The sequence below is a fragment of the Vibrio bivalvicida genome, assembly GCF_001399455.2.
GTDB classification, from domain to species: domain Bacteria; phylum Pseudomonadota; class Gammaproteobacteria; order Enterobacterales; family Vibrionaceae; genus Vibrio; species Vibrio bivalvicida.
In genome coordinates this window covers 65,007-82,003 of sequence record NZ_LLEI02000014.1, presented here as the reverse complement: position 1 = coordinate 82,003, position 16,997 = coordinate 65,007, and the positions used below count along the sequence as shown (strand labels likewise).

Annotated in this window: 16 protein-coding genes; 9 read left to right on the top strand and 7 right to left on the bottom strand. The window is 44.1% G+C overall.

Annotation, left to right across the window (positions count from 1 at the left end; all coding sequences use genetic code 11):
* Positions 1 to 292: 292 nt before the first annotated feature.
* The gene (locus tag APB76_RS02225; RefSeq protein WP_054961401.1) at positions 293 to 2,518 is read left to right on the top strand and encodes an NADP-dependent isocitrate dehydrogenase; all 2,226 of its coding nucleotides are present in this window, start codon (positions 293 to 295) and stop codon (positions 2,516 to 2,518) included.
* Positions 2,519 to 2,598: 80 nt separating this feature from the next.
* Here the strand turns inward: APB76_RS02225 and cspD are convergent, their stop codons facing one another.
* Entirely contained in the window at positions 2,599 to 2,820 is a 222-nt protein-coding gene (cspD, locus tag APB76_RS02220) for a cold shock domain-containing protein CspD (RefSeq protein ID WP_049846827.1), read from the bottom strand.
* 516 nt (positions 2,821 to 3,336) lie between these two features.
* Here cspD and clpS point away from each other — a divergent pair.
* Both clpS and clpA read left to right on the top strand, forming a co-directional pair.
* Positions 3,337 to 3,657 carry an ATP-dependent Clp protease adapter ClpS gene (gene clpS, locus APB76_RS02215; RefSeq protein WP_049846828.1) on the top strand — a complete coding sequence of 107 codons (321 nt, stop codon included), beginning with the start codon at positions 3,337 to 3,339 and terminating at the stop codon, positions 3,655 to 3,657.
* A 42-nt stretch (positions 3,658 to 3,699) separates the two neighbouring features.
* Positions 3,700 to 5,967 carry an ATP-dependent Clp protease ATP-binding subunit ClpA gene (clpA, locus tag APB76_RS02210; protein WP_049846829.1) on the top strand — a complete coding sequence of 756 codons (2,268 nt, stop codon included), beginning with the start codon at positions 3,700 to 3,702 and terminating at the stop codon, positions 5,965 to 5,967.
* 142 nt (positions 5,968 to 6,109) lie between these two features.
* Here clpA and APB76_RS02205 read toward each other — a convergent pair whose 3' ends face one another.
* The 3 genes from APB76_RS02205 to APB76_RS02195 are packed head-to-tail and all read right to left on the bottom strand — an operon-like array spanning position 6,110 to position 8,471.
* Positions 6,110 to 6,745, bottom strand: a complete 636-nt coding sequence (locus APB76_RS02205) for a YdcF family protein (protein ID WP_054961402.1) — start codon at positions 6,743 to 6,745, stop codon at positions 6,110 to 6,112.
* A gap of 17 nt (positions 6,746 to 6,762) precedes the next feature.
* Positions 6,763 to 7,584, bottom strand: a complete 822-nt coding sequence (locus APB76_RS02200; RefSeq protein WP_054961403.1) for an NAD(P)H-binding protein — start codon at positions 7,582 to 7,584, stop codon at positions 6,763 to 6,765.
* The gene (locus APB76_RS02195; RefSeq protein ID WP_049846832.1) at positions 7,581 to 8,471 is read right to left on the bottom strand and encodes a LysR family transcriptional regulator; all 891 of its coding nucleotides are present in this window, start codon (positions 8,469 to 8,471) and stop codon (positions 7,581 to 7,583) included. The genes APB76_RS02200 and APB76_RS02195 overlap by 4 nt, the downstream gene beginning before the upstream one ends.
* Positions 8,472 to 8,560: 89 nt before the next feature.
* Here APB76_RS02195 and APB76_RS02190 point away from each other — a divergent pair, with 89 nt between their 5' ends.
* Both APB76_RS02190 and APB76_RS02185 read left to right on the top strand, forming a co-directional pair.
* Positions 8,561 to 8,980: a PACE efflux transporter gene (locus tag APB76_RS02190; RefSeq protein ID WP_049846833.1), complete on the top strand. Its 420-nt coding sequence runs from the start codon at positions 8,561 to 8,563 to the stop codon at positions 8,978 to 8,980.
* Positions 8,981 to 9,046: 66 nt separating this feature from the next.
* Positions 9,047 to 9,826, top strand: coding sequence for a substrate-binding periplasmic protein (locus APB76_RS02185; protein ID WP_049846834.1), 780 nt, complete (start codon positions 9,047 to 9,049; stop codon positions 9,824 to 9,826).
* Here the strand turns inward: APB76_RS02185 and APB76_RS02180 are convergent.
* The gene (locus APB76_RS02180; protein WP_049846835.1) at positions 9,819 to 10,052 is read right to left on the bottom strand and encodes a TIGR02647 family protein; all 234 of its coding nucleotides are present in this window, start codon (positions 10,050 to 10,052) and stop codon (positions 9,819 to 9,821) included. The genes APB76_RS02185 and APB76_RS02180 overlap by 8 nt on opposite strands.
* Before the next feature lie 501 nt (positions 10,053 to 10,553).
* On the opposite strand from APB76_RS02180, the gene focA reads away from it, so the two are divergent.
* Entirely contained in the window at positions 10,554 to 11,399 is an 846-nt protein-coding gene (gene focA, locus APB76_RS02175; RefSeq protein ID WP_049847004.1) for a formate transporter FocA, read from the top strand.
* A 42-nt stretch (positions 11,400 to 11,441) separates the two neighbouring features.
* On the opposite strand, the gene APB76_RS22885 is transcribed toward focA, so the two are convergent.
* Both APB76_RS22885 and APB76_RS02170 read right to left on the bottom strand, forming a co-directional pair.
* Positions 11,442 to 11,582 (bottom strand): hypothetical protein, encoded by a 141-nt coding sequence (locus APB76_RS22885; RefSeq protein WP_157633180.1) that lies wholly within the window; start codon positions 11,580 to 11,582, stop codon positions 11,442 to 11,444.
* A gap of 216 nt (positions 11,583 to 11,798) precedes the next feature.
* Positions 11,799 to 12,593 (bottom strand): ABC transporter permease, encoded by a 795-nt coding sequence (locus tag APB76_RS02170; protein ID WP_049846836.1) that lies wholly within the window; start codon positions 12,591 to 12,593, stop codon positions 11,799 to 11,801.
* Between the two features lie 440 nt (positions 12,594 to 13,033).
* Between APB76_RS02170 and torE the strand changes: the two genes are divergently transcribed.
* From torE to torA, 3 genes are read left to right on the top strand one after another with little or no spacing between them, the layout of a single operon-like run.
* A complete protein-coding gene (gene torE, locus APB76_RS02165) occupies positions 13,034 to 13,213 on the top strand; it encodes a trimethylamine N-oxide reductase system protein TorE (RefSeq protein ID WP_049846837.1) in 180 nt (59 codons plus the stop codon).
* A 50-nt stretch (positions 13,214 to 13,263) separates the two neighbouring features.
* The gene (torC, locus tag APB76_RS02160) at positions 13,264 to 14,448 is read left to right on the top strand and encodes a pentaheme c-type cytochrome TorC (RefSeq protein ID WP_049846838.1); all 1,185 of its coding nucleotides are present in this window, start codon (positions 13,264 to 13,266) and stop codon (positions 14,446 to 14,448) included.
* Between the two features lie 24 nt (positions 14,449 to 14,472).
* Positions 14,473 to 16,935, top strand: a complete 2,463-nt coding sequence (gene torA / locus APB76_RS02155; protein ID WP_054961404.1) for a trimethylamine-N-oxide reductase TorA — start codon at positions 14,473 to 14,475, stop codon at positions 16,933 to 16,935.
* Positions 16,936 to 16,997 lie beyond the last annotated feature (62 nt).

Here is a 16,997-nt window from a genome sequence, read left to right as displayed (position 1 = left end):
TTAACTACCTTGCAAAAATGTAAACGAAGTGTGGGTATAACTTTTAACGAGATGCCAAATAAGCTACCATTTGCGCGCCCGAAAACAGGATTGGCGAACAAGATAATAGACTATTCTTGTCATTTTGTTTAATTATAACGAATCGCTCTCAAGGATGTCGCTGACTAAGTGACGAAAACAAAAAGAGACGGACAAAGCGCAACAAGTGAGGGGATTATTCATAACTTGTTAGCGGAAACACACACAGGATCACTTCTCTAAGCGATCCGGTTAGAACAAATAGGGAAATTTCATGCCTACAGAAAAACCTACAATCATTTACACGATTACTGACGAAGCACCTGCGCTAGCGACATACTCACTACTACCAATTATTCAATCGTTTACTGCTTCTTCAGGTATCAATGTTGACACTCGTGATATCTCTCTTGCTGGGCGTATTATCGCTAACTTCCCAGAGCATCTAACAGACGAGCAACGCATTGGTGACGCACTAGCTGAATTAGGCGAACTGGCGAAAACACCAGAAGCAAACATTATTAAGCTGCCAAACATCTCAGCTTCGATTCCTCAACTAAAAGCTGCAATTAAAGAGCTGCAAGATAAAGGTTACAACCTACCTAACTATCCTGAAGAGCCTAGCACGTACGAAGAAGAAGCGATTAAAGCGACCTACGACAAGATCAAAGGTAGTGCAGTGAACCCTGTACTACGTGAAGGCAACTCTGATCGTCGTGCACCGCTATCTGTAAAGAACTACGCCAAGAAGAACCCACACTCAATGGGTGCTTGGTCTGCGGACTCTAAATCGCACGTTTCTAGCATGGCTGGCAACGATTTCTTCGGTAGTGAAAAATCGCACACGGTAGAAGGCGCAACTGACGTTAAGATTGAATTTGTTGCAGCTGATGGCTCGGTGAAAGAGCTAAAAGGTGCTTTCCCACTTCAAGACCAAGAGATCATCGACTGCTCTGTAATGAACAAGAAAGCGCTAGTCGAATTCTTTGAAGCACAAATCGTAGAAGCGAAAAAGCAAGATGTATTGCTTTCATTGCATATGAAAGCGACCATGATGAAAGTCTCTGATCCCGTGATCTTCGGTCATGCAGTTAAGGTTTACTACAAAGACGTTTTCGCGAAATACGGTGATGTGTTTGACAAGCTAGGCGTTGATGTAAACAACGGAATTGGCGACGTTTACACTAAGATTCAAGCGCTTCCTGCTGCTCAAAAAGAAGAGATCGAAGCGGCTCTACAGGCTGTTTACGAAACTCAACCACCATTAGCGATGGTTGATTCAGACCGTGGTATTACTAACTTACATGTACCAAGCGACATTATTGTTGATGCGTCTATGCCTGCAATGCTGCGTTCATCAGGTCAGATGTGGGGCCCAGATGGCAAACAGAAAGATACCAAAGCGCTAATCCCAGATCGTAGCTACGCAGGTATCTACCAAGCAGTTATTGATTTCTGTAAAGAAAACGGCGCATTCGATCCAACTACAATGGGTAGTGTGCCGAACGTGGGCCTAATGGCTCAAAAAGCTGAAGAGTACGGCTCGCATGACAAAACATTCATTCTAGACGCTGCTGGTACGGTGCGTGTTGTTGACGCTTCTGGTGCTGCTCTACTCGAGCAAGCAGTAGAAGAAGGCGATATTTTCCGTATGTGTCAGGTTAAAGATGCGCCAATCCAAGACTGGGTTAAGCTTGCGGTAACTCGCGCTCGTGCAACGGGTGTACCGGCAGTCTTCTGGTTGGACGAAAACCGCGCACACGATGCTCAGTTAATCAAAAAAGTAAACGCCTACTTACCTAACCACGACACTTCAGGTCTAGAGATTAAGATCTTAGCGCCATTAGAAGCATGTCAATTCTCTCTAGCTCGAATCAAACAGGGCCAAGATACAATTTCTGTAACGGGTAACGTACTTCGTGACTACCTAACTGACTTGTTCCCAATCCTAGAACTTGGTACTTCAGCTAAGATGCTTTCAATTGTTCCACTGATGAACGGTGGTGGCCTGTTTGAAACGGGTGCTGGTGGCTCGGCTCCGAAGCACGTTCAACAAGTTGAAAAAGAAAACCACTTACGTTGGGACTCACTGGGTGAATTCCTAGCGCTAGCAGCCTCTCTAGAGCACTTAAGCACAGTAACGGGCAATGCGAAAGCACAAGTGCTTGCTGATGCTTTAGATAAAGCAACAGGTGATTTCCTCGACAACAACAAGTCTCCATCACGTCGTGTAGGTGAGCTAGATAACCGTGGTAGCCACTACTACCTAGCGACATACTGGGCGCAAGCATTGGCTTCTCAAAGCGCGGATGCGGAGCTAGCTGCGGAATTCGCACCAATAGCACAGGCACTATCTGCAAATGAAGAAAAGATTGTTGCAGAGCTAAACGACGCTCAAGGTGTGGCGGGTGAACTAGGCGGTTATTACGCGCCGGTATTTGATAAAGCAGCACCACTGATGCGCCCAAGCGCAACACTTAATGGTGTGATCAATCGCTAGACTTAGCGAGATAAACAACAAAACCCGCCAACTGGCGGGTTTTTTTTCGATGATTTAAACTTAGTTTAAGTTGGCAGCGATTATTTTGCTGGTTGAGCTTCAACCGGAACCACAGAGCTAGCGTGGTAGCCTTTAGGTCCTTCTTCCACTTCAAAACTCACTTGTTGGCCAGCTTTCAGAGTACGATAACCGTCCATTTGAATTGTGGAGTAATGTGCGAACACGTCTCCATCTTCTCCCTCAGGACAAATAAAGCCAAATCCTTTGGCGTTGTTAAACCATTTTACTGTACCTGTAGCCATGCTATACATCCCTCATGCATATTGTTACTGATGTTGTTAAGGTGTTTACATTGATTCCTTGTAAACAGAAAGTGAATTTTCATTCAGCCGCTGCCAAAATTTCAGTCACTATTTGACCAATGTAGCCAATGATGGGTGACAGTCAATAGGAAAAAGGTATTACAGTCTACATATTTACAAACAAATCGCTTTTGAGATTTACATTTTCGCAACTAATGATTTTGTTAATTATGCATAAATATAGGCGGGGTGAATGGTTTTTGGTTTCTTTTTAATCAATTAGATACAGCTCTTCTGATAAGTGAAATCTTTTATTTGCAGCGACTCTAATGCTGCATTAGTCTCTAAGTAAGGGCAAAAAAAGTTTGACGTATTTTGTCTGAAGCTATGCTGGTCTTTCTCGCGAAAATCAACCATGTAAGATAAACAAACCGTTAATAGTTAGAACTAAATTCGAAACTTACGCTCAATGAAGTGGTAAAATTAACAAAGATAAAACAGCAGCAACGATGAGTCATGAGCAAACATTTTGAATGGGTCACTCCCGGTTCCGATTTACTGGAGTTAGAAAAAACAAAAATTAAGCCGCCGTCCATGTATAACGTTGTGTTAAACAACGATGATTACACCCCGATGGACTTTGTGATTGAAATCTTAGAACGTTTTTTTTCTATGGATATCGACAAGGCGACACAAGTGATGCTCAAGGTGCATTATGAAGGCAAGGCAATTTGTGGCACGTATACTGCAGAAGTTGCTGAGACGAAGGTAGCGCAAGTTACTATGTATTCGAAAGAGAATGAGCATCCTTTGCTTTGTACAATGGAGCAAGCATAGCGCTTGTTCGAGCAACCTAAGTTGTTCTTAAAGGAGGTACTTATGCTGAATAAAGAATTGGAGTCGAGTCTGAATGGCGCATTTGCTCGCGCTAGAGACAAAAGACATGAGTTTATGACCGTCGAGCACCTCCTGTTAGCATTGCTAGAAAACGATGCTGCGCGTGAGGCCCTGCAAGCGTGTCAGGCAGATATCGAGGCCCTTCGAGGTGAACTCGATGTATTTATCGATCAAACAACACCTCTTATCCCAGAAAACGACGAAACTCGCGAAACGCAACCCACTTTGAGTTTTCAACGCGTTTTGCAAAGAGCAGTGTTCCATGTTCAGTCTTCAGGACGCAGCGAAGTCACAGGTGCAAATGTACTGGTGGCAATTTTTAGTGAACAAGAATCTCATGCGGCTTACCTTCTTAAGAAAAATGATATTAGTCGCCTAGATATTGTTAACTTTATTTCTCATGGAATTACGAAAGCTTCTAGTTCTGGTGATGAGCCTTCTTCCGATTCATTTGGTAGCGAGAGTGCTGAAGATACGGGTTCAGAAGAGCGTCTAGAAAGTTTTGCAACCAATCTCAATCAATTAGCCAAACAAGGTCAGATTGATCCACTTATCGGGCGCGATAAAGAGCTTGAACGGACGGTTCAGGTTTTGTGTCGTCGCCGTAAAAACAACCCACTTCTTGTTGGCGAGGCAGGTGTAGGTAAAACTGCAATTGCAGAAGGTCTAGCATGGCGTATTGTCGAAGGCCAAGTGCCAGATATCATTGCTGATAGCGTTATTTATTCTTTAGATATTGGCTCTTTACTCGCTGGTACTAAATACCGCGGAGATTTTGAGAAGCGGTTCAAGGCGATTTTGAAGCAGCTTGAAAAAGAAGACGACGCCATTCTATTTATTGATGAAATTCACACCATTATCGGTGCGGGTGCGGCATCGGGTGGCCAAGTAGATGCGGCTAACTTAATTAAACCTCTACTGAGTAGTGGTAAGCTACGTTGTATTGGTTCAACGACTTACCAAGAGTACAGTAATATCTTTGAGAAAGAGCGTGCTCTGTCTCGACGTTTCCAAAAAATCGATATTGTCGAACCTTCTTTGGATGACACAACTAAGATTTTGATCGGTCTGAAACCAAAATATGAAGCTCACCATGAAGTCCGCTACACCAACAAGGCACTTCGTGCTGCCGTTGAGTTGTCGGCGAAATACATTAATGAGCGCCATTTGCCAGATAAGGCGATTGACGTCATTGATGAAGCCGGTGCACGCAGCCGTTTAGCGCCAGCAAGCCGTCGTAAGAAGACGGTAAGCGTAGCCGATATTGAAGCAATGGTGGCGAAAATGGCCCGTATTCCTGAAAAATCAGTGTCGTCTTCTGATAAAGAGATTTTGCAAAAGCTTGATGAGAAGATGAAGATGCTGGTGTTTGGTCAAGATGATGCGATTGATGTGCTAAGTGAAGCGATCAAACTCACGCGTGCAGGCCTTGGAGCGGACAACAAACCTGTTGGTTCATTCCTGTTTGCAGGCCCGACAGGCGTAGGTAAGACAGAAGTAACTGTGCAGCTTTCTAAACTGCTCGGCATCGAGCTATTACGCTTTGATATGTCTGAATACGGTGAGCGCCATTCTGTGAGCCGTTTGATTGGTGCCCCCCCAGGTTATGTTGGTTATGACCAAGGTGGTTTGCTAACAGATGCTGTTATCAAACATCCTCATTCTGTTGTGCTATTGGATGAAATCGAGAAAGCTCACCCAGACATCTTCAACTTGCTGTTACAAGTCATGGATAACGGTACATTAACTGACAATAATGGTCGCAAAGCTGACTTCCGTAACGTAATTGTCGTGATGACAACTAACGCGGGTGTCCAGATGACAGAGAAGAAATCGATTGGTTTGATCCAACAAGATCATAGCCATGATGCGATGTCTGAAATTAAGAAAGTGTTTACACCAGAGTTCCGTAATCGTCTTGATAATATCATCTGGTTTAACAGCTTAGATGAGCATGTTATTCACCAAGTGGTTGATAAGTTTATCGTTGAGCTTCAAGCTCAACTGGATGCTCGTGGTGTATCCCTTGAAGTCTCTGATGATGCTCGCGACTGGCTTGCAACTAAAGGGTACGATAAAGCGATGGGCGCTCGTCCTATGGGTCGTGTGATTCAAGACCAGCTTAAGAAACCACTGGCCAACGAATTATTGTTTGGTTCTTTAATTGATGGCGGCACGGTGAAAGTAGATCTTAAAGGTGACGAGCTTAGGTTTAAATACTTAAGCGAGAAAGAAGCAGCGATTCACTAAGTAGTCGTAGCAGAAGTAAGGAAAAGCCAGAGCAATCGCTCTGGCTTTTTGTTGTGTGGTTTACTTAAAACCCTAATGACGCAAAGCTGGATCTGTTCTAATAACCTCGCTAAAGGCTCTAGCCATAAGTTTGCAGTTGTATTTATCCAAATACTGTCTTGAGCAAATGATAAGAGTCATCGATTTCTTGAGGAATTTTTTGCTCGACCTGAAAGCCAAGGGCAGGGTATGTCTTAATCCTTTCAAAGTCTCCTAGCATTGCAGTGACTGTTGTTTCAAGATCAATATCTTCGTTGAAATAGTCGCAGAATTTGGTCTTGGGAGATGTTACACAGATGGCCTCATATGGGATTGGCCACTGTTTCGTAAATGTGGCATAAGTTCGCCTTTCCATATAAGGTTTTTGAACGAGGATAAACGAGCGGAACTCTTCGCCCAATTGGTTCATCAGCTCATATGTAAAACGAATGTTTTCGCCCGTGTTGGTGGCCTTATTTTCAATAATAATACAGTCGCTAGGAACGCCCATATCGCGCGCAAGGGCTGCGAACGTCAATGCCTCGGTTGATTCAAATATCCCGTCGGTAAGGCGTCCGACGCCGCCAGAAAATATCAGCTTACCTGCCCAACCGTCTAAGAAAAGCTGCGCGGCATACTCAGCCACACGTACATCATTACTTCCCAATACAAAGATGCAATCCGATTTTATCAATGTATGGTTAAGTTGCATATATGACCATAGACGCTCGATATGTTGGTATAGTTTAAGTTTACTCATCATCGACTCTTTGACTGTTAAACCAATTCTAAGGTGTGTTGATAGTGGAAGCGGTAACCCAATTCAATCAGTTTACCTGCGATAATTCTTTTATCGGCTTGCTGGGAGATGGGGGGTAATGGCTCTGCGGAACCGACACTACTTAGTGCCGCCTGATAGAACTCAGCTTTGCTGACTGTGTTAGGAGTCGTTGCATTTACTGTGGTCGATTTCGCGCAAAAAGCCATGTGACTGACAGCGCCAATTGCATCTTGCAGATGAATCATATTCGCGGGGGCTTGTTGGCTAACCTGTTTTAGCTTGGCGGCAAACCTTGAAGGGTGACGGTTTGGACCGACTAGCCCGCTACAGCGAACAATAGCGAAACTCAGTCCTGAATTGATTAACGCATCCTCTGCTTGCAGCATAGTTGTCGCATTGTCGCTAAAATCTGGACTTCCCTTCGCAAGCGCGAGGGTAGCATCTTCTTCGTCCATCTCTTTAGCAATGTTTGGATAGACAGTTGTCGAACTCACCATGACAACGCGAGAGACCCCCTGTTGCTTAGCAGACTCAATCAGGGCAGCCCACTGACTAACGTATTGCTTTCCTCCACCTTTTCGGAATCCTGGTGGAAAACAGCCAATCACTATCTCGCTCGGATGGTTATTTAGGTGAGCGGTAAGTGCTTCGCTACCACCATTTAGGTCGCATAGAAAGCTGTCGATTCCTTTACTGCGCAGTTCATCAACACCTTCGGCCGTCGTCTTGCTTACATAGACTTTATGACCGATAGAAGTAAGGTATTGACCAAGAGGCTGACCAAGCCAACCTCCGCCGACGATTGAGATCGTTTTCATTGCTCTGTCCCTGATAATAACTTACGCAATTCACTACGTAAAAGTTGGTGTATCGGCTTAAAACCGTATGCTTGATGTTGAATCACATCGACATTAGCGTGCCAACATAGTTGTTCGTAGCGAACCGGAATTTTGGTAATTTTCCCACTTTGCTCATACACAGATGCGATATGAGTAGGTAAGAAGCCCCAGCCAAAGCCATTGCTGATCAACTCCAGCAGAACGTAGTAGCTGTCTGCATACCACAGGTCTGGACTATGTGCTTGCTGGAAACCACTAACTTTTGCATTTTTAGAGCGTAACAACAATTGTCGATGAAGCAATAGCTGGTCGACATTTTCGGATTGTTGGTTGGCAAGTGGATGAGTATGTCCAACATAGAGATCAAACTCAATATGCCCCACTGACTCAAAATCGACATTTGGTGGAAGTTCAATCTCAGAAAAAATGAGCCCAGTGGTGACCCGTTTATCTGCGACTAGCTCAATAATGTCGATACTTGAAGCGACGAGAACTTCCACTTTTAACTCGGGATAGCGGCTTGAAACGGAATCGAGTGCGCGCGAAAAGTTTTCGACCGGAATGCCCTCATCAATAGCGATGCTGATATTCGACTCTTCTTCTTTAAACAATGATGCTGAGCACTCGACCAACCTTTTATGCTGTTTTAAGGTGGCATTCGCATGTGGAAGAAGGCGTTTACCTGCTTCGGTTAATGTAGGGTAGCGACCAGCACGATCAAACAGATCAACACCGCAATCAAGTTCAAGGTTCATAATATGCTGACTGATGGCCGATTGGACTTTATTCAATTGACGAGCCGCTGCTGAAAATGAACCTGCCTTAACGGTAGCCACAAAGGCCTCTAGTTGCTCAATACTAAACATATCGCTTTTACTGATGGTATCTAACTTTTTAATATCGTTATTATAGATGAAAATAAGCTCATCGTTTGTGACTAAAGAGAGAAATTAACATGCAAACTAGAGAACGTATTTTCCACGCACTATTTTTTGAATTGATTGCGCTGGCCATCATTATTCCCGTAGCTTCACTGTTTTCGGGCAAAGGGGCGAGTGATTTAGTTGTGGTAGGAGTTGGGCTGAGTTTGTTTACGGTGGTCTGGAACTACTTTTACAATATTGGCTTTGATCGCGTTTGTCGTGTTCCTAGGGCTGAGAGAGCATTATCAACCCGTATTTGGCATACGGCGGGCTTTGAGGGAGGGCTTATTTTTGTCACTTTACCAACTGTTGCTTGGTTCTTAAATATAACATACCTCCAAGCACTAATGCTTGAAGCTGGGTTTCTGGTGTTCTTTTTCTTTTACGCGACAGGCTTCAACTGGCTATATGATCGCCTTCAGCCATACAAATGGTGCTTTGAGCGCGCCTAGATAATTAAACCACTGTGCCTATTATTAACTATGTAGGTGTTGTTTACCTACATGTCAGAGGTGAGCATGAAGTGGTTGTTAATAGTAATACTCATATTCAGTGTAATTCCATGCGGGGCGACTCAGAGAGTTTATATGACCTCACTTGAGTGGCCGCCGTATTCTGGGGAAGAACTCGAAGGATATGGGTTGTCGGTTGCTGTTGCACGTGAAGCATTTGCTGCCATGGGATATGAGCTTATTGTTGAGTTCAAACCATGGGTGCGCACTGTTGCGCTGGCAAACAAAAGCAATAAGTATATTGGCTACTTTCCCGAATATTACTTTGAAACCGACGAGTTTGTCTTTTCTAACTCTATTGGTCAAGGGCCTCTAGGGCTGGTTGAAAATACCAAATTCCCTATTAAATGGAATTCACTCGATGATCTAACTCTGTATCGGATAGGTGTCGTTCAAGGGTATGTAAATACGACCGAGTTTGACCTACTAGTGGAAGAAGGGCTAATTCAGGTTGAAGCGTCAGCAAATGACCTCCGCAACATATACAAAGTGGCTAAGGGGCGCTTGGATGCTGCTGTTATAGACTCTAATGTACTCGAGTATTTGATCGGTATTGACCCTAGAGCAGACGTGCTAGCTAATCGAGTAAGAATGAATGAGCGACTACTTGAAAGCAAAGAGCTGTACTTAGCGTTCAAAAACACGCCAGACGGGCAAAACTGGCGTGATGTATTTAATGATGGTTTGGAAAAGATTGATATTTCCCTAATTGTCGAAAAGTACAGCCGCTATTTATCGAAGAAAAAAAGTATTAGCTCTCCAATTGTTCCTTATCGTGCTAACTAGTTAGGACTCTTAGTGCTTTGTCAGCGTGTTCAGCCATTTCAATGCCTTCGTCAGTTAGGTATCCACCATCAGGTAACGTACATAGACCTTTTTCATAAAGGCGCTGAACGGCTGCCTGCATCTCTTTAGAAGCTTCATGATGAACCTTAATACCTGTCGCGGCACTGCTGATGTCAAACTGAAGTAAAAGGTTAAGTTCAGACATATGTTCAGGCGTAAATTTCATAATCGAATCCTTTTAGAAAGTACTGTTTTCAACTTAATCATGAAGTTATAAATCGGCAATGTTACGAGTTGAGAAGTGTTAGCTACCCCTTACTTTCACTTAAGGAATTGCAGGGATTGGTTAGTAGTTGTTCAATCGCCCTGTCACTAGATCAGAATCAAAGATTGTCAGACGCTTTTGTTGGTCAGTAGCACGTTGTTCTTCTTGTAATGAAAATAGTGAATAAAAATGGCTGTTGTTATGAAAAATAAGACTAAAGTAGTGTCAGAACAAAAATATGATCATTGCCCTTTAGTTAAGTGATTGATTATTATGGTATACATGTGAAATGGTAATGGCTAATTTAGTTATTTTTAGCTCTATATTGTCAACATATACTAAGTGTTTTCTGTAGAGAAATAACATTTTGTCTTGTGTGGCTAATTAACGCTTGAATTTGAATAAAAATCGAGTGATTATCCGCCTCCATCAATCCACATGTTGCAAAATGTTTCACTCATGATGAACTTAAACCACCAGTTTGATTCTCTCCTACCCCCACAAATGGCTGAGCGCGCTGCAGAAATTGGCGTTGGCAAAGCGACGAAAGATCCCGTTAAATCTTTTCTGTTGGCGATATCTGCCGGAATACATATTGGTATCGCTTTCGTCTTTTATACCATTGTTACTACCGGCGCCGGTGAGCTACCTTGGGGCATCACTCGCCTTCTAGGTGGGTTCGCGTTTAGTCTAGGTCTTATCTTAGTCGTAGTGACTGGCGGTGAACTATTCACCAGTTCAGTCTTGACTCTGGTTGCACGAGCCAGTGGCAAAATAACTTGGAAAATGCTGTTTAAAAATTGGGCGGTCGTTTACGGTGGCAACCTTGTAGGTGCCTTGCTTTTGGTGGTGTGCATGCTACTAACAAAGCAGTACATGTTCGACCATGGTCAAGTGGGCCTTAACGCTATGGCAATTTCACAGCATAAGTTACATCACACTTTTCTGTCCGCAGTATCACTAGGGGTGATGTGTAATGTTTTGGTATGTATTGCTGTTTGGATGACATTCAGCGGTCGTACACTGACGGACAAAATTGCTGTGCTGATATTGCCAGTCGCTATGTTTGTCTCTGCGGGGTTTGAGCACTGTATCGCCAACATGTTTCAAGTTCCAATGGCTATCGGGATCAAGAATTTTGCACCCGCAGAGTTTTGGCAGATGACAGGGGCGAATATTGCAGACTACGCCGATTTGAACATGATCGATTTCATCACCAACAACCTCATTCCTGTGACACTTGGTAATATTATCGGTGGTGGAGTCTTCGTTGGCATGTGGTACTGGTTAATCTATCTACGTGACTAGCGTACTTGATGTTTTTTGAAGGCTCACATGATGTGAGCCTTTTTAATGCCAGCAGCCAAATTCTGATTCCGGAATCTCTTCTCTTGGAGCCATCTCTTTCGGCAGAGCAATCAGCCAGTCTCGGATGTTGGTAAGTTCAATTTCTTGAACTTCTACATCATAGGTGTCAATTGGGGTCAACATAACGCACTCCTTGGTTAACTAGCTTCAAACCTATGAGCTTGGTATGACATCTTTATTACACTTCTCGAATTAAATTATATGCGTATGAATGCAAAGAAAATTTTTATTGAGAATTCTCTTGAATTCTGGATAGACCAGTTGTTTCCTATGTATCACCACGGTTATCCACAGAATCTGTGGATAAGATCCCCAAGGCATTTTACTTTGCACAAACGATCAATGTGGAGGCTTGGTTTTGACTAATACTCTTCCTTCTTTGTTAATGCATCTTCTAATGGTTAGGTGCAAAGAGAGTGTCACCGAGACCGACATCATTACCAAGATCGCAACCATAATCATGATTTGGTACTTAATCGCAACAATTGGGCTAGCGCCCCCAAGGATTTGCCCTGTCATCATTCCTGGTAAAGTGACCAGCCCTGTGGCGCTCATCGTCGCTAGTGTGGGAGCGAGAGAACGACGAATGGCATCTTGAACAAAGGGTAAAGTGGCATACGAAGGTGAAGCCCCTAATGAGATAGCTGCTTCATATTCACTTTTTCGTTCTTCTATTGCGGTAAAGAAGTTTTGTAAAGCAACGATATTGCCGCTCATCGAGTTGCCGAGCAACATGCCAGCGAGAGGGATCACGTATTGAGTGCTATAGAAAGGTTGCGGTTGAATTACAACGAGCGAGATGACAGCTAGCATAGGGAATAAAGCTGTTGCTAAAGCCATAGTGACAGGAAATAGCAGCGTTCGTTTTGGGAGCGTAGCCTTTGCTATGATGGCACTCGCACCTATTAGAGTCATTATTACTAACCACAGAGTGTTAATGGCCAAGCTATTTAGTTGAAAAAGGTACTGAAGATAGATACCCACCATCAACAATTGCAAGGTCATCCGCGACACACTGATAATTGCCTCTTTACCTATCTTCAATTGATAGTGATGGCTTATAAGCAGAGGAACTGCTAGTAGGCTGAAAAATAGTGCTAAAACAGGCCAAGAGATATCTACCACACTGTCCATATTTTCTCCTTCAATCACGCCATTATTGTACGCGAAATTGCCTTTTCGTCACCCCATCTTGAAAGCTGAAATAGAGTAAGAAAGGGTCGTGAATTGAAACAAACTTGTTACATTTGAACTAGAATTACCACGTAATAGGCGTGCCTCTAAAGTGGTAGATGTTTCGTCTTGCTACCAAATTGTTACGTAAAATGGTTGAGTTTTACGGGCTTGTTTCTGTTAATAATCATTCATATTTAGTGGCAAGTTTATATATACAATCACGATCAAACACATCTCGGGATGAGCTCAAAAAAGTATTGAATAACAAGGAATGAAAGGGCGTATTTGATTGAACCTTACAAAGAGTATGGTCTAACATTTCTTCTTAGAGATGGTAAAAAAAATTGGCTCGACCATAAGAGCTGACCAATAACACTAGATACAAAATAGGCAAATGTATGAGTGATGTTAACAAAATTGAGAGCGGTGAAAAACGTTCTCTGGAGTGGAAGTCTTTCCTCTTCATCGCGGTTGTTCTCTTTCCAATTTTGAGTGTGGCGTTCGTAGGTGGCTACGGATTCCTTATATGGATGCTGCAAGTATTCGTTATGGGACCGCCAGGCGTGCATGGCCTGTAAGCCATTGAGCTCAATTCCACATTTTTATAAAAATTTTAAGAGAGCAAATCATGAAATCATTGATCGTTAAACTGTGGCGTACCATGACGCGCCCAGCGGTTCATATCAGCCTAGGTGTGCTGACTATGGGCGGCTTTATCGCGGGTGTTATCTTTTGGGGTGGCTTCAATACCGCATTAGAAGCAACTAACACTGAAGAGTTTTGTATTAGCTGCCATACCATGCGTGACAACGTATACGTTGAACTACAAGACACTGTGCACTGGAAAAACCACTCTGGTGTTCGTGCAACGTGTCCAGACTGCCACGTTCCGCATAACTGGACAGATAAGATCGCGCGTAAGATGCAGGCTTCTAAAGAAGTGTTTGCCCAAGTGTTTGGTAACTATGATGAACCGGGTGTGTTTGAAGAGCGTCGTATCGAGCTTGCTAAACACGAGTGGGATCGTTTCTCTGCAAATAAGTCTCTAGAGTGTAAAAACTGCCACAACTACGAATCTATGGACTTCGAACAAATGTCGCCAACGGCTCGTATCCAGATGAAACAGGCTGCAGAGAAAGATCAAAGCTGTGTTGATTGCCACAAGGGTATTGCACATAACCTACCTGCTGGAATGGACAGTATTGGCGGTATCGTAGGTGATCTTGAGTCTATGGCTTCGAACACAAGCTACGATGTGGGTCAAACCCTTGTAAGCGTGCGCCACCTACCTATCTATTTCGATGCACAAGGCCAGAAAGAAGCAGGCCTTCTAAACCCTGCCTCTTCAGTGAAAGTACTTGAAGAAAAAGGTGAATTCGTTTCAATCGAAATTGATGGCTGGCGCAAGGCGAAAGGCTTTGGTCGCGTAATCCAAGAAGACTTTGGTAAAAACATTGCCGTTGCTTCTCTTCTTAAAGAAGCGTCGACAAATGACAGCATTGTTACAACTGGCGAGAAGAAAGTCGATGAACTGACAGGCCTTCCTTGGGAAAAAGTGGCAGCCACAGTATGGATTAAGAAAGAATCTATGCTAAATGACATTACTCCTGTTTGGGAAAAATCAGCAGAAGCTTACAAAACAAACTGTTCTGTGTGTCACACCCAGCCAGATGAAGCGCACTTTGATGCCAACACTTGGCCAGGTATGTTTGACGGTATGCTTGCATTCGTTAACCTAGATACAGACAGTGAAGCATTGATCTTGAAGTACTTACAGAAGCACTCTTCAGATTATGCTGAAGGCCACCACTAATAAGCGTCAGACGGAGTATTTGAAATGGCTATTACACGAAGAAGTTTTCTTAAAGGTGTAGCGACAACGAGCGCGGCATCAGTCATCGGTCCAAGCTTATTGGCATCTGCTTCTGCTAGCGCTGCAGAATCAACAGGTACTTGGAAGGTTACAGGTTCACACTGGGGCGCGTTTCGCGCCCACATCTACGCGGGTAAAGTTCAAGAGATCAAACCGTTAGAGCTAGATAAGAACCCAACAGAGATGCTTAACGGTATCAAGGGTATCATCTATAGCCCATCGCGTGTCCGTTACCCAATGGTACGCCTAGATTGGCTGAAGAAACATAAATACAGCGCAGACACTCGCGGTGACAACCGATTCATCCGTGTGACTTGGGATGAAGCAATCGATCTGTTCTACCGCGAGCTTGAGCGAGTACAAAAAGATTATGGTCCTTGGGCCCTGCACGCAGGTCAGACAGGTTGGAACCAAACTGGTGCATTCAACAACTGTACAGCGCATATGCAACGTGCGGTTGGTATGCACGGTAACTTCATTACTAAAGTAGGGGATTACTCTACAGGTGCAGGTCAAACCATCTTGCCATACGTACTAGGTTCAACTGAGGTATACGCACAAGGTACTTCTTGGTCTGAGATCCTAAAAAATGCAGATAACATCGTTCTTTGGGCAAATGACCCAGTGAAGAACCTGCAAGTTGGTTGGAACTGTGAAACGCACGAATCTTTCGACTATCTGTCTCAGCTAAAAGAGAAAGTAGCGAAAGGTGAGATCAACGTACTTTCTGTTGATCCAGTTAAGAACAAAACGCAGCGTTACCTAGAAAATGACCACCTGTACATCAACCCGATGACAGATGTGGCATTCATGCTTGCTGTTGCTCATGTGTTATACAACGAAGATCTGTACGACAAGAAGTTCATTGAGACTTACTGTCTTGGGTTTGCTGAGTTCATTCAATATGTTCAGGGTGAAACCAAAGATAAAGTGGTTAAAACGCCTGAATGGGCAGCCGAAATCTGTGGTGTTAAAGCTGACAAGATCCGCGAATTTGCTCGCATGCTAGTGAATGGTCGTACCCAAATCTTGATGGGTTGGTGTATCCAGCGTCAGGAGCATGGCGAACAGCCATACTGGGCAGCAGCGGTTGTCGCAGCTATGGTTGGTCAAATTGGTCTACCTGGTGGCGGTATTTCTTACGGCCATCACTACTCTAGTATCGGTGTTCCTTCAACTGGTTTTGCTGGTCCTGGTGGTTTCCCACGCAACCTTGACCAAGGTATGAAACCAAAATGGGACAACAATGACTTTAACGGTTACAGCCGCACAATCCCAGTTGCACGCTGGATTGACTGCTTACTTGAACCAGGTAAAGAGATCCGTTACAACGGCGGTAAAGTGAAGCTACCGGATTTCAAGATGATGGTAATTTCGGGTAACAACCCTTGGCACCACCACCAAGATCGCAACCGCATGAAGAAAGCATTCAAAAAGCTTCAGACTGTGGTAACGGTAGAGTTTGCTTGGACAGCAACATGTCGTTTCTCTGACATTGTTCTTCCTGCTTGTACTCAGTGGGAACGTAACGATATCGACGTATACGGTTCATACTCAAGCAAAGGTTTGGTCGCGATGCATCGCTTAGTGGATCCATTGTTCCAATCTAAGCCTGACTTCCAGATCATGAGTGAACTAACTCAACGCTTTGGTCGCCGTGATGAATACACACGTGGTATGAGCGAGATGGAGTGGATCGAGAGCCTGTACAACGACTGTAAGAAGTCTAACGAAGGTAAATTTGAGATGCCTGAGTTCGCTGAGTTCTGGGAACAAAGCGTGCTAGACTTCGGTCAAGGTAAACCTTGGGTTCGTCATGAAGCGTTCCGTAAAGACCCAGAGATCAACCCGTTAGGTACGCCATCTGGCTTTATCGAAATTACGTCGCGTAAGATCGGTCGCTACGGTTACGATCACTGTCAAGAGCACCCGATGTGGTTCGAAAAATCAGAGCGTTCACACGGCGGCCCAGGCTCTGAGAAGCATCCGTACTGGCTACAGTCTTGTCACCCAGACAAGCGTTTGCACTCTCAGATGTGTGAGTCTGAAGAGTTCCGTGCAACGTACGCGGTGCAAGGTCGTGAGCCGGTATACATCAACCCAGTTGATGCGAAAGCGAAAGGAATTAAAGATGGTGACTTGGTCCGTGTATTCAACGACCGTGGTCAACTTTTGGCAGGCGCTGTTGTGACTGATAGCTACCCTAGTGGTGTTATCCGTATCGAGGAAGGTGCATGGTATGGTCCTCTAAATGAGAAAGAGGGTGCAATCTGTACTTATGGCGATCCAAACACGCTAACTCAAGATATCGGTTCTTCTGAACTAGCGCAGGCAACATCGGCTAACACCTGTATCGTTGACTTTGAGAAGTTCAAAGGCAAAGTTCCACCAGTGACTTCATTCGGCGGTCCAATCGAAGTGGCGTAATCGACACTAGAATTAAAAATACCAGCCAAGCGGCTGGTATTTTTTTATCTGTAGTTTGCTAT